Raw genomic sequence first — 26,979 nt, forward strand, 5'->3', positions numbered from 1 at the left:
TCGGTAAGGATTCCGCTCTCTATATGTAGCCGCCGCCATTTCATCGACGGTGGCACGAATAAACTCAGATCGCAATGTCTTTGTGAGCCAGCGCTTGTTGGTTGAGCCATTCAATAAATGGATCCCGCATGATAATGATTTTTCCACCAAGCTTCAAACGAGGGAATCCTGGGAGATTGACCACCTCATACATTCGGTTAATTCCAATACCTGCAAGAGCTGCGGCTTGACGAACAGTGAGCGACAACGGCAAATCCTTTTCCATTCTGCATTTCCCCTCTCATGTGAATTTTCTTCTTGTTACCAACCATATCACGTTTTCCAAATGAAGATCAAAAATTAGACAGATTTGGTTTCAGGGTGATATGACTCTGACCACAAGCTCGGAAACAAATTCCAATAGGGAGGTTCGATCTCTATGGCAAAATATATCGGTGTTCGAAAAAAGGGTGACAAGTGGTACTTCCGTATCAATCATCGCCGGAAGGACGGTAAACGCTACCAAGAGGAGCACGGTGGATACGAAACAGCGGCTGCGGCATACGAGGCTCGCAAAGAATATATGGGGCAAATAAACAAACCAAAGATTCAGCCGAGCGAAATTACGATTGGCGAGTTCGTAGATCAATATATGGAGCACTGTAAGGAACATATTGATAAGTCCACCATGCGACAGTACAAGTGGCTTGCCGGGTGTGTCAAAGAGATGCTTAGTGCACAGAAACTTTGCAAGTTCAAAACCCGTGATGTAGAACAGTTTTGTATTGCTTTCCGGAATGCACCCCAGAAACGTCGCCCACATTTGAAAATTCTGCCCGTTCAATGGTACACATGCGTAATTTCCTTAGCGGAATGTACGAATATGCAATCGATATGGATATAGTGACTACGAACCCTGTTAAAAGGTATAAGGCTCCGAAGCCGGAAAAAATCCCTCCACGCTTCTGGGAGGAGCATGAAATCAATGCGTTTCTAGATGAGGTCTCTAAGTCCCGTCATTATATTGCCTACAGCTTAATGGCTGGGACGGGTTGCCGAATTGGCGAGATTCTCGCCCTCCGATGGAGGTACGTAAATCTCGATACAGGTGTTATCAGTATCGTTAAGTCAATCACACACGCCGAAAAGGGGTATGAAGAAAAAGATCCGAAGACCGATGGCAGTATCCGGTCCATTACGTTGCCCGAACCAACTCTTGAAGATTTGCGGGCGCATAAGATACGTCAGGACAAGGAACGTCAAATTGCCGGCGCCAAATGGTAGGATAATGATCTTGTGGTTGCAACTTCCACCAGGAAACATGTTGCAGCACACAATTTGCGGATGTATATGGAGAAAGTGAGAGTACGACTGGGGCTCCCTAAAATGTCACCACACGGGATGCGCCATACACATGCCACACTGTTACTGGCTGATCATGAACCCTTAAACGCTGTGGCTCAACGTCTCGGCCACAAAGACCCCGCACTAACAGCACGAACGTATGCACATGTACTGGCAAGTACGGAAAAGGCTTTGGCGAAAAGTATGGGCAAACACTTAAGAGCAAGAACACCATGAACACTGGATGGTGGTAAAAGTGGTGGGAAAAATCTATTGAAGAAGCAAATAAGGGATTTTTGGGAAACCCCGAGATCCCTTATCTTATGCCGATTTTCTGGCGCACCCGGAGGGACTCGAACCCCCGCAAGACGCGGTTTAGGAAACCACCGCCACTATTAAGTCTGCTAAAATTGCCTTACGCTTCGTTTATACAAATCCGCGCTGCATCAATGTTTTCGTCAATTCTATCAAACTCGTTTAAGTTGTGTTTAGTCAGATTGGATTCACCAATGGATTAACCACGGCGACATGGATTAACCAAACGGCAGACCTTTGCGCGGAGTAAGCGAGGTGCCCCATGTTCATCATCCAGTGTTCAAAGTGCGGTCGAAGTGTTGAATGGCGTACAGGCAGCCAAGTCGGTTGCATGGCTATCGAAATGAGCGGAAGCGTTGTCATCTGTGCCTGCGGTCACGGCGTCGCCGAGGACGCGGGCCATGATGTTCTGCGCGAGTTCAACGTGCCAACTGGGTATCGTGACGACGACCCACTTGATCCCCGCGACTAACTTCTGCGGAAGAGGAGCAATATCCCATCGCATTAAGAAGACAGGCTACCAAGAACGGGCCTGTCTTCGTCTTTCAAATCCCTTTCGATCACATGACCCACAACTCCTTAGAACACCCTATCATAATACCCTCAGTATCGAATACATACCTTTAGGTGGGAGGTGCAACTGTGATACATCTATGGAATCGCGTCAAAGCCAATATATCCGAGCATAGTGCATTTTTTACGTTTGCAAGTCTTGGCATCATCTGTACCGTCACAAGCAACTTGACCAAATGTGTCTACATACACGGCTACTCTTTTTCAGGTATGGAATTTTTTGCGGGATTCCTCTGCTGGCTTGCTGCATCATTTGTATTGTTTAAACCTAAGTCACAGCGATAATGGAGGTTTAGATAGACACCTTCATTGCCCTCAGCGTCCACCTATTTTGCGAAATCTGACGTACCTACTGGAATGTTAGCGACCCTAGAACCTCCGTTTCCAACTACGTATGCCCCGTCCTCAGTCACATCGCCAATCTGTTCACCTGATTTGATCGTCCCCTTCCACTTCTCCCAATTCAGCCCGTTGTCATGCGAATAATAAATGGTATGCCCATCCGTGACGTAAATCGTTCCACCAATTAACGACACACTAACAACTTGGGAAATAGGAATCGGAGTAGTAGGACTCCACGTTTCGCCGCCATTCTGTGTGGTGTAGATAACCGTGCTGCCGTTATTAAAGATGACTGGCATAAAGCCCATCTGTGACCACGAAAACGTTGGTGCTAAAGGATGCGCGTAATTCTTTTGTAAGTTCGTCGGAACAGGCACGTTCTGAAGCTCCCAAGTACGTCCACCATCATTGGTAACATACAAGCCCACTTGTCCGGGATGTTGTCCACTGTCAACCGTAATCCAGCCAGTAGTGCTATTCACAAAGGTAATACCCGTCTTGTTTCCAAGAAGAAGTTTATTCGACTCAGTTTTGCTCAATATTTGCGACCACGTTTTCCCTCCATCCGAAGTGGAGTAAAGATCAATAGGCTCTTGCCCTGCTGCTGGCCCCTGCGATGCTAACAACCATCCGTGTTGACTGTCAGTGAAACTGAGATCCCCTATAATATAGGATTTCGGAACAGAGATGGATGTCCACGAAGCACCGCCGTTTGTCGTATGGTACAACATGGTTTTTGGGCCTGTCGAAGCAACGAGCCATGCTTCTGAATCGCTGACTGCCAGCCCTCCGGCGAATGTGTATTGAGACGACACGCCTGCTGGCGTACTGTTGTGCCACGTTTTCCCGCTGTCATTTGTATGAAGAACAGCGCCATTTAGGATTGGATCACCTTGAGATGCGGGAAAGTTCCACCCTGTCGATTTCGAGGTCATGAATAGTGAGTTAGCATTGATTTGCAAATGGGAGATTTTTGAGGTAGTAACGTTCCCAGTTTTGTTCGGAACGGACTTTGTTTTGGGCGGTGAAGCCGTCCCTACTGCATTTGCTGTTGTGGTAGGTGCTTGTGCCTCGCAACCAGCCAAGAGGGAAATTGTAGTCGTTACTATAGCGATCATGGTTTTTATCGAAGACAAGACGACCAATCCTTTCCTGCACGATCTTTACAAACCAATAGACGATGCTGAAAGGGATTACGTAACAGCCGTTCGGACTGTCCCGACTTCGTTGTATCTTGATAGTTTCGATCAACTATCCCAAAACGACCCGCAATGCCCGAGAACGCCCGTCGAGGGCCGCAGAATTGAGGCCGCGTGAATCCTCGCGTGGGAGGAGTGTTCACCCTCTCGCCTTGTCATACCTCCGCCTGATGTGTTGTGCCGTTTTGGTGTACGGCTTCACACATCAGGCGGAGGTATTTACTACAGTGCGACTATCCGAGGCATCACAACAGTTTCTCGCAGTTCGCCAACAGGAAGATTTCTCGCGGTACACGATTATGGCGTATCGGCTCCAACACCAGCTACTCATTCGCGACGTGGGCGACATCGACATCCAAGATGTCACGCTACCACTTCTTCGTGAACATCTGAGCCACCATACCCACTTGAAGCCATCCAGCATGGGGCACAAAATCCACTCCATTAAGTCTCTGTTCAAGTGGTTGACTGAGGAAGATTTGCTGGCACGGAACCCGACGTTCAAACTCAACGAGCCTAAACCCGGTAAAGCGCGTTTGAAAGCCACTGAGATTATTGATCATTAACCAATATTCGTGAAACCTTGGAGGCGGTGACGTTAGTTCGAATACGTCTGTTCTTGCGTGCTTGGGCTTCTCCCCTGCGAACTAGTTCTCCTGTAACATCTGTCAACCTTCTTAAATTGGACACTCTAAGTCGCATCATCACGGCGGTTCCCTTATGGTATGACTCAATGAAATTTGGCCGCCGCCCGATTAAGTGCAGTGTACTTGTCCCGCTAGCTATTGCAAACTCTCCCCCGATTTGACACAGACTACTGGTCATGTATAACCCAAAACCCGAATTAGTCCACATATCGTCGTCGTGAGTTCTCCTTCCCGGAATCGTACTTCCCGATATGCCCGGTTCAATTGAAAAAAGCAGCGCATCTCTATCGCTACGGATTTCAAGAAAGGGATTTCTTGACAAATGTTTTGAGATTCCAATGCCTTCATCTAGCAATGCAATTTCAACACGGTCTTTACTGGACCAATACTGTCCCGCAAACCAAATCACGGAAGACTGACTGTGTTCGGCAATGTTTCGCATAAGTTCTCGGATAGAAAATGTTAAATAATCAGCCAAGTGTTGTGTTCCTTGAGATAACACCATGGCTAATTCTTTCGACTTACGCTCGATGGTATTACCTACATGCTCCCCTTTTGCGCGGGCACTATCTCGTAAGTCCTGCACATTTACCATTGTTATCGGAACATATGTAGAACTTCCGTGTGCTTCACCCGGTTCCTTACCATAATCGATCCTGATGGATTTGAAAAATCCCATATGAGCTGCATAGTCTTTCCAATGATAATTTATCGCACGGAAAGTCGAGGTCGGATGTTCGTCGAGAAACCGACGAATCGCGGCACCTGCGACTAACATACCAAATGGTTCTACTGAACCAAGCGGGCCATAATCAAAGAAGTATTCCTCGTCCCACGGCAAATCGTTCAAACCGTTGATGAGTGAATTGACTGTCTCTAATTTAAGTTCCTGTGGCAAGGTTATGTATTGTGTCAACCGAAATCCATCCTCTTTGTAGAAATGGAACTGCATAACAAATTCATTGTGCAAGGACAATACATGAACTTTTAACACGTGTTAAAGGCCACCAAAAGCGTCTTATGGTGGCCTCTTTGTTATAAAACAAGCACTCGCGCCCAATCTTGTCGATCCGTGAAGTCGAGTCGGAATTCTTCTAGTGCCTTGCCGACTTGTTCGATAAACAACAAACGTCCATCTTCACCAACGACGCTCAGAATTTGCTCCATGAATTCGTCAACATGCAGGAGATATATGTTCTGCCCACTAACAAATTCTCTTTGCGCCCGTTGGATCACCTCATCACTCTCCACGATAGGCTCAGATCGAACGAGGAACAATAGTTCTTTGACCCGCACCATGCGTGTGCTGGTTATCTTATCCTCCAAAAGCTGCAATGTCACAGTCCTGTCTTTCACCTCAACGGCCAAGACTGTTTGGCCATCCTTAATGCAGTCGATGTCTGCGGGACGACCACCAGAAGCATCAGAAGCATTGACAACCGCACTGAAAACCTCGTCATAGATACCCCACAATTCACCAAGGGTTCTAAACAACGCAACACAGACAGCCTGCAATCGACCTCCACCCGTTCTAGGTGCGAGGAATTCTTGCAGTAGTCTCAGCGTGTGTTCTAGGCTGATACGCTGCGGAACTGGGTACGAGACATTTCGCTCTTGTTGGATTCGACGAATTTCCAATAGGATTTGCAGAAAAACCTTTTCTGAAAAACTCTGGTCATTGGTGTTTTGAACTTCGGAAAGAACTGCACAGAGTTTGTCCCAACCTTCCTTGTCCTTCTGAGCAGATCGGTGAGCCGCAGTCACTTCGGGAACTCGAAGAGGATTGTTCACATATGGTTCAGGAGAACCACCCAGTGGCTCCCCCTGTTCCCTCTCAAAGGGTACTATCACTTTGTGACACAATGAACGAGCATCGAAATGTCCATCAATTTTGCTTTTCTTTTGCAGACAAAGGCTATTCGCTTGTGGATTTGTAACCTTTGCCAGAAGTTGTGTAGGCAGAACGTACCTATAGCTCCTTGTCCCGCTTCGCAACAACTCAGAAATCACCGTTCTAAGTTGTGGAGCATAGTCGACTTCTAAATCTGCTTGTTCAATAGTCGCCCAACGGTCTTTCAGGATGTCTCTCGCCACATCTATACCGATTACAATCTCATCTGCTTTATCTGCCACGTCTTCGACTCCTGTATCAAATTTCGTAATTGACCCATAGGGCCTCTTGTCGCATTTCCTTTACAGAATGGCACAGTCTTGGGTCTGCATCGATACAGTTCCAGTCGCCATATAGCTGATCCATCAAGTCGCAGTGGTAACCCGAAACAGCAACTTTGCCTTGTACGTCATGCAAAACATTTGCGAGGGCGATATGCTCCTCATTAGTCATTTCAAAGCTATACGCCTTACTGTCACCACGCGATTCATGCGGGTAAGGTGGATCGCAATAAAACAATGTGTCTGGGCTATCGTAGGCCCGAATTACATCAATGGCCGGACGGTGATCAATCTGAACACGAATCAACCGACCTGCAATTTCCACCAAATCCTGTGGGCTTCCCAACCAACGTGAAACTGCTCCACCCATACCACGCCTACTTGTATTTCGACACGTAGCCCACCGTCCGGGAGAAGCGGTCTGAGCCAATCCCGTGCGAGCTTGTCTTGCACGGATGTAAAACCTTCTAGCACGCTCAAGGTCAGACAATCCTTCAACGGGTTCACAGATCGCTTCAACAAACTCTTCACGACTAAATGGAGTTAGCGCGATTACTTCGATCAATTCGTCACGGTGATCTCTGAGAACGCGAAAGAAATTCACCACTTCTCCATCTACGTCGTTGTACGTTTCAACAGGTGATGGTTCACGGTTTATTAGGACAGCCGCCGAACCTCCAAATGGTTCGCAATAGTGGTTTGTAGCTGGGAGCAGCGGGAGCAGCCAAGACAAGTGACTGTATTTGCCCCCATACCAACCAAATGCGATTTTCTTTTTCCCAGACTTTTTAGGAGTGATACCTGCCTCATTGAGAACAGCATTCACGAACGCTGAAGATGTCTCTGCCATTATTCAAACCCCTTTCGGAGCATCATTGATGACTCTATGAGTCATTATGCCTCATTTGTTTGCCATATCGGAAATTCGATGTCGAATTGTCGAATCCTCCATGTACACCAGACACAATGGATTTTGTGTTCGGTGGTCAAATCGGGCTGAAAGTCGCACTGGAAGGGCGATTCACGGCATGTGAAAGCGGATCAGTCGTAGTTGGTCAGTGACGAACCAAACTAAATGCCTTTCTGTCATACATTGTGGCTCTTTATGAAAGGAGCGATGATGTCATGGAATTTGTCGAGCCGATTAGGGATCGTCGTCAACTTGAAGCGATCAAAAAGTATCTGCGTGGAACCAGTTTGCGAGATCATGCGCTGTTTGTTCTCGGCATCAACAGCGGTTTACGTGTTTCCGACTTGCTGAACCTGCGAGTTGGGGATGTAACGGACTCAAAGGGCCGCATTCGAGAACGCATGGTTGTAACAGAACAGAAAACGGGCAAGCGTAAAAGTTTCGCAGTAGGTGCCAGTGCGGCAAAGGCGATAAGCGAGTATCTTGCAAGCCGCCCCGACACAAAAGCCACTGACCCGCTTTTTGAGAGTAGAAAGGGTGGCTCGTTAAAACGTGCCCGCGCATGGGAAATTATCAACGGTGCGGCCAGAGCGGTTGGCATCAAGGACAAAATCGGAACGCACACAATGCGTAAGACGTTTGGTTACCATGCGTACCGTGACGGGAAAGACTTGGCACTCATCATGCAGTTGTTGAACCACTCATCGCCAAGCCACACGCTACGTTACATCGGGGCAAGTCAGGACGAAATGGACAGAGTGTATTTGACGTTGAATCTGTAACGTCCCGCTGACCGCGCTTTTGTCATACATGCTCTGGATGGATGAAGAAGGGGAGGAATGAACAATGAACAAGACAGAACTGATCAAGTCGATTGCAGTCGGCGCGAACGTGCCACAGGGTACGGCAGCAAAGATGCTGCAATCCTTACAGGACGCTGTAACCAATGCAATCACACATGGCGACAAGGTGTCCATCAGGGGGTTTGGCAGTTTTGCCATCAGCGACCACGCCGCCCGTCGCTGCCGCCATCCGGTTAGCGGCGAAGTGATGCAGGCAAAGGCTTATCGCACTATAAGGTTCGTTCCGGCAGCCCAAATCAAATCGCAACTGAACTAACCTCATGAAGGCCGCCAGACTCGTTCTGGCGGCCTTTCGCGTCACAGTGCCAGAACTGTTTCCACACTTGCATAGGTAACTAAAAACCCCGCAAACGGCCCAGAAGACCGCGTGCGGGGTTTTTATGTTCCGAACCAACTTACAGTGCAACAGGCTTATTATTGGCCAACGCATCGGCGTAACCTACTTTGTACACCGGGCGTACTATCGCGTTTTCATATGCCACGAAAGCATCGTTAATCCGCGACAACTTTTCCTCGTCTTCTCCGATCAGCGCATAGACTTCGTTTACCAGAAAATTGCTAGCCTGCACGTATTCAGCGTCATCCTCAACCAGTTGACTGATTACTTCCTCGCAGGCTTCATCAGTCAAAATCGCTTCGTTTCGTTCCATTCATCCCATCTCCCCAATCGTCCCAGTCTGGTCTTGCATCGCCGCTTGGTACGGCGTTACGGCTATTCTAGCCTTTTGCCCCGAACATATCAACTATATTTTTCCATAGAAGTCAAATTGACCCTATACATAGGTTTATACAAAGCCTTACCTACAGTGTAACCGTGAGCCACCACCCACCACATGCAACCTCGCAAAAGCTGTCTTGTGACACCCTTGTGACCAGAGTGGACGCAATCTTGGTCACACGCCAAAAACGCTAACCCTTGATTCTGTAGGTCGAGCGTTTTTGGTATTAGTTACCAACAGGGTATCCTCGGTCAAAAAAACGGTCATATCGGTCACAGAAAAATGGAAAAGATGAACGCGGAAACCCTTGTGGCAGTAGGGGAGATACAGGGAAAATATCCCTGAATATGGAAGAAAATCGCGCTCTGTGACACCTTCAAAAAAATATGTGCATATACATGGCTAGATCGATGCTTATATGGGGGGATAAAAGAACAAAAAAACAAAAAGTCCGCGCGTGATCATAGTGTTTATCACAATATAGGTGTCACAAACCCTATATATATTATATTTAATTACCATAAATATAATATATATATCCCAGTGCAATAAGGTTTTTTTTAATTCCTATTTCCATTTTTCTGTGACCGTAACAGCTCGTTTTGTGACCGGAATTTGTGTTGTTCGTGACCAAGATCGCCCGTTTTGTGACCGAAGCACACCCAAAAACACCCCTTTTGTGACCAAAACAAGTATTACGAAGGTGCGGAAAATCACGAATTGGAAATTCGCGGCGCGAATCGCACAATGAGGATGAAACTCACATCGTAGGTGCAACCATGATCCTTTATCGCGATGCAATAATGCTCTTCTGCCTTAGAAGTCAAAATGACTTCCAGTATGTAACCGCTTGTATTTACATTGAGAGATGTTTTATGGCCTGTTTATCCTATTCGGTTTGCAAAACGATTCTGAGGCCATTTTGAGGTCGAATGCGGCGGTGTTAAGAGGTGCGATAGATGTATATTCCATCCCATCCGTTTTGTGGTGTCAAAATGACTCTATACTGACAAAGGAGAATGCCGACCTACCATGATGGGGATCGGCGTTATTACTGTCACAATGCGACGTAGAAGACCGAATCCGACTCGGTGTCCCAAGCGGCCCCAATTGGACTGCCACTTACGCAATCATCTGTCAGGCGTTCCATTTCTATTGCCGCTCTGAATTCCTCCGCCGATGCGAAGTGGATGTAGCCAATCTGTCGCAGTGCAAGTCGAGCCACTTCTTGCAAGCCTTCGTCAGTGGTTACTTCATAAATGACGGGCTTTTCGTTATAGGACTTGGGTTTGTAGATAAAATAAAGTGTCTCGCTTAATTGTTTAACCATGCAGCCATCACGCTCCTTTTTTCTCTCATTCAGAGCGCATATGACAATTGTTCCTGATGAAATATATCGACTTTGCAAAGAAAATCGCTCATAGGGGAAATTAGAGGGAAATGCGGTGATGTTGCGCGTGGTTCCTTACTGTGAATATCTTTTCAATCCACTATATAAGGGTCAAAATGACTTCATACCTAAACAAAAAATGTCTGCCACTGATCCCCCGCTTGGCGGCGGTGATTGGACGGTTGCAGTTAGAGTGACTGGTGTGCCAGTAGTCGGTGATGTGTTGCTGGCAGACAAGGTGATTCCTGTTGTGCTGGATGCGCCAACTGTGAACGGCACTTCCGCGCCCTCTGTAACACGTCCTGATGAATCAGCGACAAACGGAACCAGATAGTACGTGCCATCGGTTGATGGAGCAGTGAATGAGTCTTGTTGCGCACCACCTGTTGCTCCCCAAGTTGTTTCCCCAGTTCCGTCCGTCCAGTAGTTCCAAACTGCGGCAGCGTTGCCCGGACTTGCGTTGCCCCCGTTGATCTCGACCATCGCAGGGCTGCTGGAATCTCCGGGTTGCAAGTGGATTGCGTTAGAACTTATTTGCCCCGGATAGTTAAAAGTCGTGCTGACGAGTTGCCCGTTTGAATTCAAAATCTCGTTGTACTCCCAATGAAATCGAGTATTATACGATTCTATTGCGGCGGAATTGTAAAAATCCACCGTGCCACCGGGATTGATTTTTTGCGGTGCGATAATGGATTTGATTTCGGGAGCATATGTCCAGTGGAACAACGGCCCTTCTGTCGTCCCCGACACCGCAAAACCATCTGAACCGCCACCAGCTTCGGCTACGAGGTCGTCGAGATCGTAGGTGGTGAATTCGTTGGAACCATTTCCAGATGTCGCCCAGTCAGCACTATTTGCCTTTTCTTCGGACTCAAGGTAATTGTCGAATTCTTGAGCAAATTGGATATTTGGATTTGGTTGTCCGTTTTGTGGATTTGTATAATATCCACCTTGATAACCGTCTAATTGTGTAACCCAGTCATCGATCATCGAAGCGTTGATGTCTTCGTAACCGTTGTTAGATTGGACGGTGTTCCCTTGATTGTCTTGGGTTATGTCAAAGTGAAAAGCGTAGGCAGGTTGACTCCCTGCGCTACCCGGCCCGATCAACTCACCATCGGTGTCCTCGTAAAAATCAGCCCGTGCATAATACGTCGTAGGTGGAGTCGTCGAATTGTCGGTCGTAGAACCTTGATCTTTTGCTGGCAATGCCGGAGAAGGAGAAATTACATACAAGTCTTTTCCACCGTCGATACCTTCAGTCGTGGTATCGTATGTGCCAGCATATTGAGTCGGTGTTCCCGTGCCGAACGAAGCCAAAGACGATGCCGCATAAGACGACCTTGATATATCCCCGCCGACTGCCGCAATCGCTAAAAGGCCAATAGTAGACAGATACACTGGTTTCTTCTTCAGAAACTCGATCATCGCACTCGGCTTGCGGTGCTGACCACGATTCGTTGGTCTGTAGAATCGACCACGCATTGTGTTGTTCACATCCTTTCATAATGAGGGATTTACCTACTTGTCCCGTTTTTGTATGACAAAAAAACGTAGACAGCGAAGTATAGACGTTTTCTCTCCGAAGACGACGCAAAAAATCCACCTTGCATAGCAAGGTGGATGATTCGTACCTCGCTTCACTGATTCAGGGGTTGCTGTGGTACTATCTCATGACTATCTTCGATGATTGCTACCTTGTCGCCCGTAATACCGAGTTCATTTAGGGTTTGGAGGATAGATGACTTTACGTTGACATATCCTTACACCTTGACGAATGATAAATTATAGATGACGTATCTGATTTAATCGTACAACTCAGCAATATTGATCGTTCCACGTTTTCCTAGATTGAGTATCCCTGAACGCTCTTTTAATTTTTTTTCTTGCATCCATCGAAACTTTTTCTGCCTCCTTGATGTCAGTAAAAAGGCCAAGGAACACTTTTTTCTTTAACGGAGCAACATATGCTTCGACGGCCCATTTGTTGCTTGCCTTATCCCATTTCACACCGCGTATGCCACTTTTCCCGGTTTTGAAATTTTCACCTCTCAACTTTTTTACAACAGCATCCCACTCTTCTTGTGGCGTACACAGCAATTTTTCTCTAACACTTTTTTGAAACTGAATTGCTCTTTCTTTGCTTTCAAAATATCCAAGGAAAAAGTGTGTATCGGCGATATATAGATTGGCAACCCATCTTTTCCTGCTTTCAACCCATGCAATTCCTGTTACTCCGGTTTTGCTTGGTCGAGGTCTGTTGGCCGCTCGTTCTTTTATCGCTTCTACTATTTCATCTGTGATGCCATCCATTCCTACGCCGAATGCTTCTTGACTATACGGCATCGCTTCTGCTCTAGCCGCCTTTGCGATAATTTCAGCTTCCTCCGCAGTATCATACAACCCCAAATAAACCTTTTTTCGATTAAGCATATAATACGCACGCCACTTCTTGTGCCCTTCATCCCAAGTAACACCACGTTTTCCTGTCAAACTATCCTTTCTGGCCTTGTGTCGATTTTGCATGTTTTCTCCGGGTGTGGCGAGACGCAAGTTCCACCGACAATTATTTCTCGGATTGCCGTCTGCGTGATCGACATGCAACTCTTTAGGAGCATCCATAATCAGGCGATGAAGTCCATATTTCTTTCCTAGATAAGTACCCCAAATGTATCCATAAAAATTCATCCACCAAGTATTAGGAAACAATTGAACCAGCGGTAAATCGGCGGTTTCAATCAAAGTTTCATATGTCTTGTTCTTGCGATTCACAAAAATCGCCGTAACGTCGCCTCTGATCTCATAAGCATTCTTCAAACGTATACCCTCCGACAAGTTGATGTCAGAGTATAGACGTTTTCTTTGAAGAAACGACAAAAAGCCGTTCTCCTGAAAATGGAGGACGGCTTTTTGCGTGGGTTTATTTACTGATACGTCGCAACGAGTTGACCGTTGTTGTCAACCCACATGCCACCAGAAGCGAATTCCGTAAAAGAGTTGTTGTAATAATATCCAACGGTGATACCAGAACTATTACTATCCTTAATCAGGACATATTGCGGGGTTGTTGACTGGCCACCATCGGCACTAAACAACGAGTCATAACCGAGTGAACCATTCGCCGTGATCCACGTCTTACCACCATCAGTTGAAACTTGTTCTGGTGACGACACACCCGAAACGTCCATGTAGTTACCCGTTTTGGAGTAAGTATCGGAGTGCCCCGGAGCCTTCGTTTCATAAGCCCCTGCCTTCGCAGATACGACCACCGTGGCGTCAATTTGAGAAATGCTTGCCGCCCAATCCTGCGCATACGTTGCGGCTGGCATGGATGTCGTCCAGTAGGTTTTCGGATTCGGACGATATACCAACTGGTACTCACCGTTTCCGAGGCTCTTGTAACCATTATTGATAGTTGCGAGGTTAGCCATCATCGTTGTGATGTCTCTCTCCGTCAGATTGCCATTTGTCGTGCTTATGCCGAAATTCAATCCTGTCGCGTTGCCTAGTCCGACGACGCTGCCCGAAGGGAGATAACTGTCATGACCAGTTGCAAGACCACAGTAAATCTGGAAAGCGCGGTCGATGGTCGAAGCAGTCACGTTATCGGAAGAACCGAAAGATGTACTGCTGTCGGCACTGATTAGCGGAGTATTCATCGCAACGGTTTGCCCTGTTCCTGCCGGATTGACCCATGTGTAATCTTGGGTAAGGGCATTGATGTACCCGGCATCTTCGCTTGGGACATCGGAATACTTATCGACTCCCGGATTGACGGGCTGTAGCCCGACGGCCTTTGCAAACGCAATCGCAGCGTCGAGTTTCGGTGTGCTACCAGTCGGCTGTGTCGTCGGCGGTGTAACGGTAGTCGAACCATACTGCATCGTCCAATTCGTACCGTCCCACCCTGTCGTTATCCCCATGTAGCCCAGTGCTTTTTCGAGATAGTAAACTGGCACGAATGTCGTCACAATCCCGTCACTACCCTTGTCGTAGTACGCGATGCGCGGCGCGTAGGTTACTCCTGTGCCGTTGATTTCGATGATCATATCCCCGCTGTTCCGTGCCATCGGGCTTGGTGCTGTCGGGTAATTAACCGTCATGTTCGATGGCGTGGTCATGTTAAGCACACCGCTCGTACCATCCCAGTTCACCGTAACGCCGTACTTAGCGAGTGCCTGATCTACATACCAGATTGGCAGGAAACTCGTCGTAGCCGCGTCCGCCCCGCCGAACGGGTCTTTCGCCGTGATGTGTGCCGGGGACGAAACCGTTGTACCGTTGACCTGCACCGCCGTTGGGTAATATGTGTACGACGTTGTTGCAGCGTGCGCCGTTGCAATAGACACAGCCGCTACGCCGAAGGACGCGACAGTAGACATAGCCATGAGTGTTTTGGCGAGTTTTTGCATCATATTGTATTAAGCCCCCAGAATGTTCTATATTCTACTGAAAGTAGATTACCACATTTTGAGTCAAAATGACTCCATAATTTCTCAATTGTCAAGCCGCGATAAGTCCTCGAAATGACCATCTGTCCAGTAGTTGGACTATTTGCACCAGTGATATACTGGGTTCAAAGGTATTCAGACGAGTTTGGGAATCTCTCGAATCAACTGAGCGTTTTGCAGAATTCGATTTTTCACCGTTTCTCGCACATATATAGTGTACGAACTATCAATGGAACACTATATATAGTGTCAAATGCGTTGTGAACGTTAATTCTGCAAAACGCTCAACTATAAAAGCCGACCCGCATAATGCGAGATCGGCTTTTATAGTTTTCGCAAACCATTTTTAAACTAATTGCAGTTCCGTGAAGGTATATCCTTCCGCTGTCTCCTGCAAGCGTCCTAGCGGCTCCATCGTCTCTGTGTCCGCCAACAAAACGGGTGCGGATCGCAGTTCTAAGCGCACTCCGACCTCCTCCGAGAGTGCGTTAAACTCCGTCACAAACCCTTGCAAATCCTTTGGCACAGGTGACACGGCCTTCTGCTTGCGCTTATATGATGCTGCCCGATGCGATGTGTACAAGCCACAAATATAAGCGAGGGAATGTCCAAGTTCCTTGCCACTTTTGCCGTCCAATAGCCGCGCCCCATCGTAAATTTCCATCAACGCCACCCCGTATCTCTTCGACAGGTCGCCCAAAGCCACAATCCACTTATCAGCCTTCGTCATCCGTCGTTTCGCCACTGCCATCACTCTCCCTTACACCATTCCTGTTCCGCACGACACTACAACTCCGGCCCACGATGCTCAGGCCCACGTTAACGCGGCGGGCGTGGACTCCGTTCGTTGACTCTGGCAACTCTTCGCCGCCCCTGTTGCTGTTGTCCTGCCCCGCTGCGACCGCTGTTCTCGCTGCCGCCCCTCCAATTCTGCTCGATGCTCACGCTCATCTCGCAATCGGGTCACATTAGGTGGGAATGGACTTGTTTGTGCGGGCCGCGATGAATGCTCCGTAGTGGGTGCCACGGCCTCAGAATTGGGTTCTGGCGCGTTTTGTGGTGCTCGTTGGACATCTGTACCATTTTGGGGTTCCGACGGTTCTACGGGCCTTGTAAAAGCCTCAGAATTTGCGCCGTTCTCGGCTTTGTCTGACGCGGGTTTCTCAGGCGACAACCCTTGACCTGGCTCAGTTGGACTGCCCGCGTTTTGCGGATCAGTCGTGAAATACGTTGATAGAGTAGATTGTCCCGGCTGCTCGGCTTCGGACACTCGTTCTGGCTGTGCGACACTGATTGGTTGGCTTGGCTGCTCCGTTGCACTACTGGCGGGCACATCTTGCGCTGGCACGTTGAACCCTTCAGACAGGCACGGTGTACTGATTTCCGCTTCGTCTCGGCGCGGACGTGCAATCAAAGGCGATTCGACGGCGATCTCCCTGCCGCGCTTGTCTGTCACGACAGTCTGAGTTTGCTGACCGTCTGGCGTGGTCATAATCTTGCGCTGCTTGTCACTGTCGGCTGCATCTGCTGGCCCCGACCCGTCCGCTTGTGGCGCGGCGGGTGGTGCTGACGGTGGCGGATTGTCGGGTGGGTTGCCCATCAAATCCTTTAACCTTGCCCCGGATGCTAGTGCGCGAACAGTACGCCCCGTGACTTTGAGAGTCGCACCGTGCAGCTTCGCCTCGATGTTCCTAGCGTGTTGTTCCCGCTCCCGGATGCGTTCTTCATGGGTTTTGGGCCGTCCGGGATTTATTGCATCAGCCAGATGCTGTTGCGCTGCTGTTTTGGCCACTTGTCCAATGTTTGAAACGTGTCGGGCAAACTTATGTGGTCGTTTATCTGCACCCTCCTTGAAGTCGTTTGCGAGATGCGTACCGTTGCCGCTTACCGGCTTTTGTTCGCCCTCTGCCCGCACGTGTAGGCTGTCAGCAAGTCTGCGTGTCGATGCAGCCGTGACATGATGTTCCTCGTGGTGAAGTTCCGAGGCAACGAAGTTTTCCGCCAAGTGACCTAACTTGTGCCCGTTAGTCGCACCATGCGAACCATGCCGCCCTTCGCGCTGTTCCCTTTCCGCTTGATGTTGGATGTATTCATCCATCGTCATACGTTGATGTTGATCAACGCCACGAACTGAATCTGCCAACGGATTGACTGCGATGCTGAATACTTTTTTGGCGATATGTTCTGTCCAAAGTTGTACCAGTGCGTGGTGTTCGGCAAAGTCCACGCATACGCCGATGGGTCTGGGTTGTTTCAGCCGGGGAATGTGGTCGTTGCGGCTTTGAACACTGTATCGGCGGGGACGGTTGTTGACATACCATGCACCTCCTGTCAGATTGAAAAACCCCCGGTGACGGGGGTTTACGCGATTTTATGGAGTTCCAACATTGAGCCATTTGCCGCCGATCCATACGTCCACTGAGTAGCTGGTGTCATACATGCCGTCTCGCATTGTTTGGTTCTCTACCGCTTTTGCCGGGATGTTGTTGGCCCTCAGAAGCGCGATTGCCAAGGCCGTCGCAGAGGCTTGATTGCCGTCACCGCTTGCCAACGTCTGGTCTGCCCGTGCTGTTTGGACTTGGTGGGCGGTGTGGATGTGCGTCCTGACCCACTGCATCGTCGTGGATGTGACCGCCTCATTCCGCGCCGATCCTCTGGCGTTGACGGTGGACGCTATTGCGTTGGCTTTCTCCGTTACCGTGGGGATGTTTGAGTCGATCAGATATGATGGCAGTAGGTCTAGCTGTTGTTCTGACAGGCTCATACCCAACCCCGTTACAGTGGCCGATGCGACCGTCTTATCGCCGCTCATGATGCCCAGAGCCGTTTTCCCATTCCACGGGTTAATCAGCGTTCCCGCGATACGCCCGTTTTGCATTGGTAGTGCATAGCTATAATCGTTGATCGCTGCTTGCTTGGTCGGTGGGCCAACCAGTGTCACTTCTACGATTCCGCTATCCTTTGTTCCAATCTGCACGTTGATTGTGACAGTGCGGCCCGTTTCTTTGATACTCTTTTGCGGTGTAGCTGCATGTGTGATAAGTGGGGTGGCGCAAGCAAACGTACAGAGCGTGATTACGCTCGATGCGATTAGTCGTTTGTTCATCTTCTGAAACCTCCCTCTACATGAACCCCTGCTGTATGACAAAAACGGCTCCCACGGGGGTTTTCGAGCAAAAAAAAATTAGCGTCCGGCGAGTGCTGAACGCTGTGTGAGGTGTTTGGAGTTATTGTTGACCATCTGTGGCTGCCACTGTACCAGTGTAGGTTTGTCCATCAACGGTAGTGCTGTGGACTTGATTGAAAAACCACGCCGGATAGTTGAACAGACATACCATCGTCGGTACATTCATCGTGATTGTTCCAGCATTTTGCGTATTCAACGAGATGGCTACGCTGATGTGTGCTCCATTCGCAAGCGCGGTACTCGAACTGCTTGACAACGACCATGATGCCAATTCGTTGTTTGACAACACCTTGGGTAATTGAGTCCATGCACTCACGAACTCGTTGCTAAACGGCGGTGGCTCGTTGAGTCCGGGCATCGACGTGCCTTGCGTGTTCAGCGTGTCACTGTTGATAACCAATGGCTCACTCCACGACTTACTTGCCCCATCTGGATTCGTCATCGTGTACGTGACGGTTCCGCTTGTCGGCAAACTGTGAGGACTACCCGTCCACATGATGCGGAACCCGAAGCCTGAATCCGGCCTCGCATAAGCCCAAGGCGTGCTCCCTTGTCCGGGGCCGTAACTGTAATACTTGGTGCCATTGATGTAGTACGTCCCGCTGATCTGTGAGGCCGTAGGCCCGCCGTTCTCAAAGCCATCCCATCCATGCTGCTGATCCATCGCATACCAATTGTATTGAGTGCCGTTGCTTTGTGCGGCATACGAATTTTGCTGTCCCCACGCGCTTGCGCTTTCCGGTAGCCACATGTTTCCGGGTGTCCCCGGATCGCAACTCAATCCAGAAATCTGACCGTTTGTTTCAGTCGCAGGGTAATACTGACTCATCGGAGTCCTGTTATCTCCACACCCAATAAAATTACCCTTACTGTCGTACTCTGCATACGGTACGTTGTAAATCCAACTAAACGTTTCATTGCCATTTCCGTTGGATGTCCACGTCTCATTATTGTCGTAGGGAGCCGGACATAAACCTCCACCACCGCTACTTGAATTACTCCAAGTGACAGTGACTTCATTACTCGGCGTACTCACTCCCGTTGTTTCGTCAACGAGGTATGCCTCATAGTTCTCGCTAATCGGCGTTTGGCTGTTCGCCGTGTCCGAATACGTGTTGACGTTGTTAGCAGATGTCGCTTCCGTCGGATTGCTACCACCCAGCGTGCCACCGTTCAGGTTCTCCAAGACGATCTGGTACGTGTCCCCGCTTGGCGGCGGCGTTTGAACAGTCGCAGTAAGGGTGACTGGTGTGCCAGTAGTCGGAGTTGTGCTGCTGGCTGTAAGAGTAATGCCGCTGTTTGAACTGTTGCCGACTGTGAACTGAGCGGTCGCCATCTGCGACACACGGTTGTAATAATCTCCCACAAAGAATTGAATCGTGTACGTCCCATCTGCAATACTACTTGGCAACGTAATTGTGTCGTGACCATTTGCCGGGACGTTGCCAGTTCCCCAACCTGTTTCCCCGGTTCCGTCCACCCAATAATCCCATACTGGCGCGGAAGTCGTTGGAGTGTTTGTCCCACCGTTTACTTCCGTCATTTCAGTGCTAGGCGACGGTTGATTGGGATTTAGATAAACCGGGGTTCCGGCAACACCAGTACCAGTGCCAAAGTTGTTGGCAAACTTGATTGTTACGCCCGGAACGATTTGCCCATTGCTATCAACAACCTGTGCCCACTCCCAATGATGGGTCGCATGGCGCGTTTGCAATGCGGCCTCGCCGTCGAAGTTAAACGTGCTACCCGGTTTGAGGATTTGCCCCGCTGGAACGCTGACTTTCGCCTGCGGCGCGTAAGTCCAGTAGAAAAGCGGGCCAGCGTATGGATCGCCGTCCCCGCCTTCGTACTTCCCGCTCCACGCGCCGCCTGCGTCAGTTACAAGGTTTGGCAGGTCGTAGACGGTGTTTGACGATCCGCCGTTTTTGTTCGTAGACCAAATGGAAGCGTCTTGTATTGCTTCGTTGTAAAGGAACGTGTCGAACTGAGACTCTTGGCTCCCGCCGCTTCCCTGATAGCCATCAATATTGTCAATGTAGGGCTGGATCATGGAGGCTTGAATTGTTTCGTATCCGTTGTTTGATTCAATTGGCTTGGTCGAGTCGTTTGCATACGTCACATCGTAGTGTTCGAGCCACGCGGGAACAGGCCCACCAGTACCACCCGGCCCTTGCAACTCTCCCCAATGATCGAAGAACATATTTCCTTCTGCAGGGCCATCAGGCCCAATGCCTTGCCAGTCTGACGGAAGTTCTGGAGATGGACTTTGTGGGTATAAGGTTTGACCGCCGCTAATGCTGCCATCAGATTGCGGTGTTCCACCCCAACTTGTAGGAGGGGCACCAGTACCATAACTTGCAAGGGATGGCGCGGCGTGAGAAGTGCCGTTTGGCATGATCATTGCTACGCCTGCAACCGCTGCAAGGCCAACCGCAGACAGATATACAGGCTTTTTCTTTAGAAACTCGATCACCACACTTGACTTGCGATGTTGTCCCCGATTCATCGTTCTTTCACATCCTTTCACGTAAACCGCTTCTGTACGACAAAAAAGAGCCATCCTCCATTTCGGAGAACGACTCTGTGTGGAATTGAGATTTACTGGTAGTTCGGAACCAATGATCCATTTTGGTTGTTAATGCCACCAATTGCTGCGGTCTGGTACGCACCATTGACCTTTGCATACACACAGATGCCGCCGCCACCCGTGGTGTCCTTAATCAGCACCGTGCTTGGATTGCTCATTCCGCCGTTGCTTGGGTCTGATGAATCAAAACCATTGCGACCAGAAGCCGTATGCCATGTTTGCCCATTATCAAGGCTGTATTGCTCTGGTGTATTCACACCCGTGATAAACACTGGGTTACTATCCGAAAGGTCTGGAGCCTTTGTCTCAAAGTTGTTGCCACCTTCGTAAGTCACGACTACTTGGTTGATCAGCTTGATTCCTTCTGCCTTGTTCGCCGCATAGGTCGCAGCGGGGATTGATGTTTCCCAATAGTTACCGGGGTCTTGTGGACGGTAGACCAACTGGTACTGGTTGTTCCCGAGTGCGATGTAGCCCTTCTCGATCCGCGTCAGATTTGCAGCCATTATGCTTACATCGCTCAAGGTCAGGTTTCCGCTACTCGGCAACCCGTTATTGACACCACAAATTCCGGCAAAATTTTCGACGCTGCCACCCGGCAAGAATGAATCGTGCCCCGTCTTCCAGCCGCTTGCCACCTGAAATGCGCGGTCGATGTCACTCTCGGTCACATCGGAGCCAAAAGTCGTCGAACTCGACGGTGTGAAAACAGAGGTTCCCATCGGAACACTAACACCTTTCACCACGTAAACGTAGTTGCTATTTACCAACGGTGCGATCCATTCCCAATCAGACTGGCTCACATCGCTGTATGGATCGGGCGAACTAGCATCTGGCTGAATCCCCATAGCTTTTGCAAAGGCGACAGCAGCGGCAGCTTTCACGGTTTCGCCAGTGTTGGTAGGCGGTGTCACCGTGGTCGAGCCATACTGCATCGTCCAGTCCGTTCCGTTCCAGCCAGTCGTAACCCCCATGTAGCCAAGTGCCTTCTCAAGGTAGTACACAGGGATAAATGTCGTCAGGTTCACTGTGCCAGAATCGTAGTACGAGATGCGCGGCGCATAGGTCACTACTTTTCCGTTGATCTGAATCTCCATCGTCCCACTGTTGATAGCAACAGCCTTCGGAGTAGACGGATAGTTCACAGTCATACCACTCGGTGTCGTGAAGTTGAGAACGCCATTCACGCCATCCCAACTTACCTTCACATTCAACTTACCGAGGGCTTCGTCGATATACCAGATTGGCAGGAACGAAGTCACAGCCGCTTTTGCACCACCGAACGGGTCTTTCTCCGCAATGTGTCCGGGAGTTGAAAGCACACTACCGTTAATGGATACAGCAGTCGGGTAATACGTGTAGTACGCGGCGGCGTTCGCGGTGACTGGCAACGATGCCAACACGCCTGCAACTGCTAAAACCCCTGAAACTGCCGTGAGAACGCGATTTCGAGTCATAGTATCCACTCTCCTTGCTTACATCTTTTAACTGCATTTGATGGTGGGTTTTCCGCCCTAAACCGCCGTACCATCCGTGATTTCACGTACTTCACGGGCTACACTGTGGTAGCGGCGTTCGCTTGGGCTATTGCAATGCTACTGAGTACAGCGAGTGTCGCAAAAGTGCTCGAAATTGCGGTCAGTGCGGATTTTCGGGGCATTTTTTCGACCTCCTCACTATTTCGGAATCGGTATGACAAAATCGGTAAAATCCCGGTAAACTAACAGTCAAGATTCATCATCTTCGCGGTAAAGCCAAAGTATGGGTTCCTTTCTAACCGTTGAGCCGCTTATCGTTCCTTCGGAACTTGGTTCTCTCAGGGAGAGTCCAATCTACCGCCTCCGGCGATTTACTCTCCGTCTCGCTTGGTTCTTAGATGCGACTTGGTTCTGCTTGTCGGTGTATCGTCGTCACACTGTTTGCTGCTCCTTGATCCCTGCTAGAAAGACTGTTTCTTCTCCCGCCGTATAAAACATCATCTGTACTCCCTGATCAACGTCATCCTCGAAGTCCTTCCACCGCTGTTCTAGCCACCGAGCACGCTCTGCTGTCGGAGTCACCCATACGACCCGGTTAACTCGTTCGTCACCAATGTCATCTAAGTTCTTACAAAGCAGCGCAAATTTTTTTCTTAGTTGTTTCGAGTTCTCCGTCGCGTTGTCGAATTCGAGCCAAAAGAGTCCTTTGCCGGAAATGTGAATCGCCGCATCTGGTCGTATGCAGGTACGTCTAATCTCCGCGTCGTTTCTCGTTTTCCGATAGCGCAAAGCATGTAATTCGTCACTAGCCTCTCTGGTCGAAAACCAGCGCACGCCTTCGCGCCCGTGCACTCTGATATATCGCATCAGGATGTCGTTTACCCCGAGTTGATGAGAAATCTGAGCCTGCATCGTCACGATTTTGGCCTCGATCTGGCATAACTGGTGCGCGAAACGAACGCCGTTCTCGGCAAGCATGTACACCGTTTCCTTATGGTGGTCGCGGCTCGTTTGGAGAAATTCCTGTTGTCTGAGCTTGAGTAAGTGGCTATCCGTCTTGCTCCGCTTCCAGTCGAGCAAATACATCAAATCCGAGCGGCGAATCACGCCTGCATCGTATATCGTCCCGATCAGTTTTTCTTGATCTGTGTACGGCCCGTCCGCCCAATTAAGTATCATCGCTTTCGCCTCCTTTACTTCAGTCAACGATTTGTCGTTTCGCTTTTGGTGTTACATTCGTTCTGACTTTATCGCTTTGCTGTTCCTTGGCCTTTGCGCCCGTGGAAGTAACGGGCGAGGTTTTTGGTGACAAATTCGCACTGCTTTTATCCACATCGCTATCCACAGGGTTATCAACAGATGGTTGTGGATAAGCGTACTTCGGCGAATCTTCGTCCTGTGGCCGTTTTGATTTTGGTGCGAATTTGGCGTCAAGAATCGAATCCTTGAGCAATCCTTCCGCCGCCAACTTTCGCATAACCGCATATAGCGTGTCTTCGGAAATGTTGATTCTCACCCCGCCAGACTCGATCCACTCTTGCAGTATGTCTGCCGCCAAAGTGCTTACGGAAACCCCTCTAACTTCTGCTTCGCGCCGCAGCGCATCACCAACAATCTTCTGAACATAGACCACGATCTGGTCGTCTCTCCGTGCAGCAGGGAATTTCTTTGGTCTTCCCACGATGTATCATCCTCACTATTTAGCCTCTGGTACGACAGAATCCGTTTCTGCCGCATCGTCCGGGGTTACGCGCCATATGTCTTGCGCTTTGACTACGACGAATCGCTCACTGGTGCGGCGACTCAGGGCTGCACGTGGGTAGTAGTCTGAACATCCCATGCCTCTGTCTTTGCAGATGGTTTGCAAGTCTGCGTGACAATATTGATCGCAGAAAGGACTTCCGGGGTTCCCGGTCTGCCGCAGAAAGGCGCAGCCTGTACATTTTGATCTAGAACTAGCCGCAGCCATACGGCCTCTTACTACATAACTTGTAGCCCGCTCCCACAGCTTTAGATCGCGATTTGCAACCAACGATGCAAGCAATTCTCGGTCGGTAGATGCGTCATATCGTGCATCGAACTTTGCTCCATCAGTGTTCGATAGAATTACGCTGTCATCGACGACGATGGCGACGGCTTCACCTCGTTCTACGTGGGTTTGGGCCGCGTGATAGGCAATGGCCGTACGTTTCTCTAAGCGGGTTAATTCATCAACTGTGGCCCAATTACAAGCTGCGAGATAGCACAATGCGCCACACACCGATCGACATTCGACGGTTTCTCCGCTTCCCGGAATATGTAGTGCAATTGGATATACCAACGTTGAACCGGGTTCGATGCGCCGCCAGTAGCATCTTTCAAGTAAATCATCGTATTTGCCATCTGTTGTCCGTGCAATGGCTCTGTCTAAGTCGATTAACATGTTAAAATCCCCTTCCTGATTGGGAATTATAAAGTGATGTTAAATACCCTATAAAACTAATTGAAGATATCGTAACTCTTCTCCACTGGAAAAACAATCCTCTTTCTGTTTTTTTAGGATTACTATTTTGGAATCGCTTGCCGCGTGCGGGTTTCCCGGTCGCTACCAAACAACGCGCATAGCGGTTTTCGCCCATCCCTACGATGATTCGCAGGTCGCAAGGGTCACGGGGTTGCAAGGGGCGGGATACAAGTGCTTGGCATTCGCGGGTTTGCGGGTGGTGGCGTTTAAGGGCGTGAGGCGGTTTTTGCCGTTCGATGCGGGTTGAAACGGTATTTTCATCTGCAACAATAGTTCAGGGGGCGCGGTGACGGCGGCGGTGGGTTGATGGAGAATGGAGCATAAGATTGACACGGTTAGGCCGTGGATATAATATTTGTACATAAGAGCGCAATACTGTCTTCAGCGGTTTTCCCTTTGCCGAGGGTGCTGTAAAGTTGAGTGTTGCGCGTTTTCGTGGAGCTGTTCACAAACAGGCTAGCCTTGCCGGGCTAGCCTGTTCTTTGTTTCATACGCTTGTCTCTTGCCGGAGACGTTGTGCGTTTTCGTGGGGTTGTTAATTTCTCATCTTGTTACTAAGTTTGCCTCAATGAACTCGTCGATTGCATTTTGCGGGATTCGGATTGCACTGCCAATTCTCACACAAGCAAGTTTCTGTTCGCGCACCATCTGGTACACTGTCATGCGATGTACCTTGAGGAGTTCAGCGACCTCCATAGGCGTGTAAAGTTGAGTCATTCTTTCATCTCTCCCCTATATTCAACTAATCTCGACTTAACGAAACTGTTGCTCATTATAGAAACGGGAGTGTAGGTCATCAAGGCATTTTCGGGGAATTTTAGAAAAAAACTTTTTCGAGACAAACCCAGTGTGCTATTGATATTGGCTCTAGGACTGAAACCTCGACATCTATTGCTTGAGAATTTTTTGACTCCTATCTATGCTTAATCTAGCTTTAGTAGGAGGTTTCGGAGATGAAGGGGCATAGGGAAAAGCACGGAAACGGTTATCGTTACCGCTATTTCGCAGGGTACAAACCAGACGGCAAAAAGATATATCGAGTCACACCAACGTACCCAACGGCCCGAGAAGCAGACGCAGAATGGGCAAAAATAAAGGTGCAATTGGATCAAGGAACTTATGTTCGGGCGGGAAAAGAGACGGTATCCGAATACGAGGAACGGTGGCTAAAAACGAAAGAGCCTCAGATTGAAGAAGGCACGTTCCGCCAGTATTCTTGGTTACTCAAAAACCACATCATACCTCGACTTGGCCACATTCAACTCTCTAAGCTCCGCGCAGACCACATTCAAGCTATGTACGCCGAGTTAGAGAACGAAAATGTAATTTCCCAGCAGTCTATTGGCCACTTGCATCGTGTACTTAGCCAGACTCTCAAAAACGCTGTCCAATGGGGACTTATTGCCAAGAATCCGGCTGAACTTGCAAAGCCACCGAAAGTTGGTAGACATGAATTTCACGTTTGGACAGAAGCAGAGTTGGAAGCATTTCTTGCAGTTGCAAAGGAACGCACTCGATACTACATGCTGTTCCTGCTTGGCGCGGCCACTGGGATGCGGCTTGGCGAGATTTTAGGATTAAAATGGTCTGACGTTGATTTGGAGACAGGAGTAATTCAGGTACGGAGATCAGGATCGAAAAAGAAATCAACAAGCACTAAAACAGCATCTTCACGCCGCCTTATTGTAATGCCATCTTATCTCGTCGAAGAACTTCGGCACCATTATCAACAACAGCAAACAGAGATAGAGATACAAGGTACGCGCTGGAAGAAAAACAACTTAGTTGTGCCGACGAGCGTTGGAACTCAAGTTTTGCAAGGGAATGTTCGAAGATTGATGGAAAGATTAATAGAACGAGCAGGTGTAAGCCGTTGCCGTTTCCATGATTTACGCCACCTACATGCAACTTTGTTACTTTTGAAGGGCGTTCATGCCAAAATCGTTCAGGAACGCTTGGGACACTCCAGTATCCAAGTAACCTTAGATCGGTATTCGCACGTTGTGCCCGGCCTTCAGGAACAAGCAGCAACCGAGATTGACGCCATCCTACGCGGCTCCAAAAACACCCCAAAAGATTAACCAATCAAAAAAGATTAACCACATATTCACCAAAAGTAATTTTCTACGAAAAACGCGGCTTCGGAAAACCCCGAAAGCCGCGTCGTTCTTCACTTTTCTGGCGCACCCGGAGGGATTCGAACCCCCGCAAGACGCGGTTTAGGAAACCACCGCTCTATCCGACTGAGCTACGGGTGCATAAACACGATATACAACTTTTAATTTTAATTCACCACGCACACTGAATCAAGGGTAAGGTT

At 49.1% G+C, this 26,979-nt stretch carries 25 protein-coding genes, 1 tRNA gene and 1 pseudogene; 6 read left to right on the forward strand and 21 right to left on the reverse strand.

From position 1 onward, the window contains the following. Window positions 1-64 precede the first annotated feature (64 nt). The gene (locus tag QMF38_RS13165; protein WP_281759712.1) at window positions 65-265 is read right to left on the reverse strand and encodes a MerR family transcriptional regulator; all 201 of its coding nucleotides are present in this window, start codon (window positions 263-265) and stop codon (window positions 65-67) included. 153 nt (window positions 266-418) lie between these two features. Between QMF38_RS13165 and QMF38_RS13170 the strand changes: the two genes are divergently transcribed. Next, window positions 419-883, forward strand: coding sequence for a hypothetical protein (locus QMF38_RS13170; RefSeq protein WP_281759713.1), 465 nt, complete (start codon window positions 419-421; stop codon window positions 881-883). Then, window positions 874-1,560 (forward strand): annotated as a pseudogene (locus QMF38_RS14900) (site-specific integrase). The gene QMF38_RS13170 and the pseudogene QMF38_RS14900 overlap by 10 nt, the downstream one beginning before the upstream one ends. 358 nt (window positions 1,561-1,918) lie before the next feature. On the opposite strand, the gene QMF38_RS13175 reads toward QMF38_RS14900, so the two are convergent. Further along, on the reverse strand, window positions 1,919-2,143 hold the full coding sequence (locus QMF38_RS13175; RefSeq protein WP_281759714.1) for a hypothetical protein: 225 nt from the start codon (window positions 2,141-2,143) through the stop codon (window positions 1,919-1,921). Between the two features lie 394 nt (window positions 2,144-2,537). Further along, entirely contained in the window at window positions 2,538-3,689 is a 1,152-nt protein-coding gene (locus tag QMF38_RS13180; protein ID WP_206918457.1) for a WD40/YVTN/BNR-like repeat-containing protein, read from the reverse strand. A 290-nt stretch (window positions 3,690-3,979) separates the two neighbouring features. Between QMF38_RS13180 and QMF38_RS13185 the strand changes: the two genes are divergently transcribed. Further along, window positions 3,980-4,318, forward strand: a complete 339-nt coding sequence (locus QMF38_RS13185) for a site-specific integrase (protein WP_146824455.1) — start codon at window positions 3,980-3,982, stop codon at window positions 4,316-4,318. Here QMF38_RS13185 and QMF38_RS13190 read toward each other — a convergent pair. From QMF38_RS13190 to QMF38_RS13200, 3 genes are read right to left on the reverse strand one after another with little or no spacing between them, the layout of a single operon-like run. Further along, window positions 4,305-5,393, reverse strand: coding sequence for a hypothetical protein (locus tag QMF38_RS13190; protein WP_206918456.1), 1,089 nt, complete (start codon window positions 5,391-5,393; stop codon window positions 4,305-4,307). The two genes, QMF38_RS13185 and QMF38_RS13190, sit on opposite strands and share 14 nt — an antisense overlap. Before the next feature lie 41 nt (window positions 5,394-5,434). After that, complete coding sequence (locus QMF38_RS13195; protein WP_188332372.1) at window positions 5,435-6,532, reverse strand: restriction endonuclease, SacI family; 1,098 nt, start codon at window positions 6,530-6,532, stop codon at window positions 5,435-5,437. Window positions 6,533-6,548: 16 nt separating this feature from the next. Continuing rightward, entirely contained in the window at window positions 6,549-7,421 is an 873-nt protein-coding gene (locus QMF38_RS13200) for a DNA adenine methylase (RefSeq protein ID WP_146824527.1), read from the reverse strand. 275 nt (window positions 7,422-7,696) lie between these two features. Between QMF38_RS13200 and QMF38_RS13205 the strand changes: the two genes are divergently transcribed. Together QMF38_RS13205 and QMF38_RS13210 are read left to right on the forward strand one after the other, a co-directional pair. Then, on the forward strand, window positions 7,697-8,263 hold the full coding sequence (locus QMF38_RS13205; RefSeq protein WP_146824528.1) for a site-specific integrase: 567 nt from the start codon (window positions 7,697-7,699) through the stop codon (window positions 8,261-8,263). 64 nt (window positions 8,264-8,327) lie between these two features. Then, window positions 8,328-8,600 (forward strand): HU family DNA-binding protein, encoded by a 273-nt coding sequence (locus QMF38_RS13210; RefSeq protein WP_146824529.1) that lies wholly within the window; start codon window positions 8,328-8,330, stop codon window positions 8,598-8,600. Window positions 8,601-8,739: 139 nt separating this feature from the next. On the opposite strand, the gene QMF38_RS13215 is transcribed toward QMF38_RS13210, so the two are convergent. The 14 genes from QMF38_RS13215 to QMF38_RS13280 all read right to left on the reverse strand — a co-directional run bounded on the left by QMF38_RS13215 (window position 8,740) and on the right by QMF38_RS13280 (window position 25,376). Then, window positions 8,740-8,994 carry a hypothetical protein gene (locus QMF38_RS13215; protein ID WP_146824530.1) on the reverse strand — a complete coding sequence of 85 codons (255 nt, stop codon included), beginning with the start codon at window positions 8,992-8,994 and terminating at the stop codon, window positions 8,740-8,742. 1,126 nt (window positions 8,995-10,120) lie between these two features. Beyond that, window positions 10,121-10,393, reverse strand: a complete 273-nt coding sequence (locus tag QMF38_RS13220) for a hypothetical protein (RefSeq protein ID WP_146824531.1) — start codon at window positions 10,391-10,393, stop codon at window positions 10,121-10,123. A gap of 171 nt (window positions 10,394-10,564) precedes the next feature. Next, a complete protein-coding gene (locus QMF38_RS13225; RefSeq protein WP_146824532.1) occupies window positions 10,565-11,938 on the reverse strand; it encodes a hypothetical protein in 1,374 nt (457 codons plus the stop codon). 333 nt (window positions 11,939-12,271) lie between these two features. Further along, window positions 12,272-13,270: an HNH endonuclease gene (locus QMF38_RS13230; RefSeq protein ID WP_146824533.1), complete on the reverse strand. Its 999-nt coding sequence runs from the start codon at window positions 13,268-13,270 to the stop codon at window positions 12,272-12,274. A gap of 107 nt (window positions 13,271-13,377) precedes the next feature. Then, window positions 13,378-14,868, reverse strand: a complete 1,491-nt coding sequence (locus QMF38_RS13235) for a hypothetical protein (protein WP_146824534.1) — start codon at window positions 14,866-14,868, stop codon at window positions 13,378-13,380. 382 nt (window positions 14,869-15,250) lie between these two features. Then, window positions 15,251-15,649 (reverse strand): hypothetical protein, encoded by a 399-nt coding sequence (locus tag QMF38_RS13240; RefSeq protein ID WP_146824535.1) that lies wholly within the window; start codon window positions 15,647-15,649, stop codon window positions 15,251-15,253. A 63-nt stretch (window positions 15,650-15,712) separates the two neighbouring features. Beyond that, entirely contained in the window at window positions 15,713-17,131 is a 1,419-nt protein-coding gene (locus QMF38_RS13245; protein WP_146824536.1) for a prolipoprotein diacylglyceryl transferase, read from the reverse strand. Window positions 17,132-17,275: 144 nt separating this feature from the next. Beyond that, on the reverse strand, window positions 17,276-18,010 hold the full coding sequence (locus QMF38_RS13250; protein ID WP_146824537.1) for a transglutaminase-like domain-containing protein: 735 nt from the start codon (window positions 18,008-18,010) through the stop codon (window positions 17,276-17,278). Between the two features lie 121 nt (window positions 18,011-18,131). Then, the gene (locus QMF38_RS13255) at window positions 18,132-20,597 is read right to left on the reverse strand and encodes a hypothetical protein (RefSeq protein ID WP_281759715.1); all 2,466 of its coding nucleotides are present in this window, start codon (window positions 20,595-20,597) and stop codon (window positions 18,132-18,134) included. Window positions 20,598-20,689: 92 nt separating this feature from the next. Next, entirely contained in the window at window positions 20,690-22,135 is a 1,446-nt protein-coding gene (locus QMF38_RS13260; RefSeq protein ID WP_146824539.1) for a stalk domain-containing protein, read from the reverse strand. A gap of 453 nt (window positions 22,136-22,588) precedes the next feature. Then, window positions 22,589-23,335, reverse strand: a complete 747-nt coding sequence (locus tag QMF38_RS13265; protein ID WP_146824540.1) for a replication-relaxation family protein — start codon at window positions 23,333-23,335, stop codon at window positions 22,589-22,591. 19 nt (window positions 23,336-23,354) lie between these two features. After that, window positions 23,355-23,837 (reverse strand): hypothetical protein, encoded by a 483-nt coding sequence (locus QMF38_RS13270; RefSeq protein ID WP_146824541.1) that lies wholly within the window; start codon window positions 23,835-23,837, stop codon window positions 23,355-23,357. 15 nt (window positions 23,838-23,852) lie between these two features. After that, complete coding sequence (locus QMF38_RS13275; RefSeq protein ID WP_146824542.1) at window positions 23,853-24,578, reverse strand: hypothetical protein; 726 nt, start codon at window positions 24,576-24,578, stop codon at window positions 23,853-23,855. A gap of 624 nt (window positions 24,579-25,202) precedes the next feature. Beyond that, window positions 25,203-25,376, reverse strand: coding sequence for a helix-turn-helix domain-containing protein (locus QMF38_RS13280; RefSeq protein ID WP_146824543.1), 174 nt, complete (start codon window positions 25,374-25,376; stop codon window positions 25,203-25,205). A 236-nt stretch (window positions 25,377-25,612) separates the two neighbouring features. Here QMF38_RS13280 and QMF38_RS13285 point away from each other — a divergent pair, with 236 nt between their 5' ends. Next, a complete protein-coding gene (locus QMF38_RS13285; RefSeq protein ID WP_146824544.1) occupies window positions 25,613-26,740 on the forward strand; it encodes a tyrosine-type recombinase/integrase in 1,128 nt (375 codons plus the stop codon). 98 nt (window positions 26,741-26,838) lie between these two features. Here QMF38_RS13285 and QMF38_RS13290 read toward each other — a convergent pair. Beyond that, window positions 26,839-26,917, reverse strand: a tRNA-Arg gene (locus tag QMF38_RS13290). Between the last annotated feature and the right edge of the window lie 62 nt (window positions 26,918-26,979).

The sequence above is a fragment of the Alicyclobacillus hesperidum subsp. aegles genome, assembly GCF_027923525.1.
In the GTDB taxonomy this organism is placed as follows: Bacteria; Bacillota; Bacilli; order Alicyclobacillales; family Alicyclobacillaceae; genus Alicyclobacillus; species Alicyclobacillus aegles.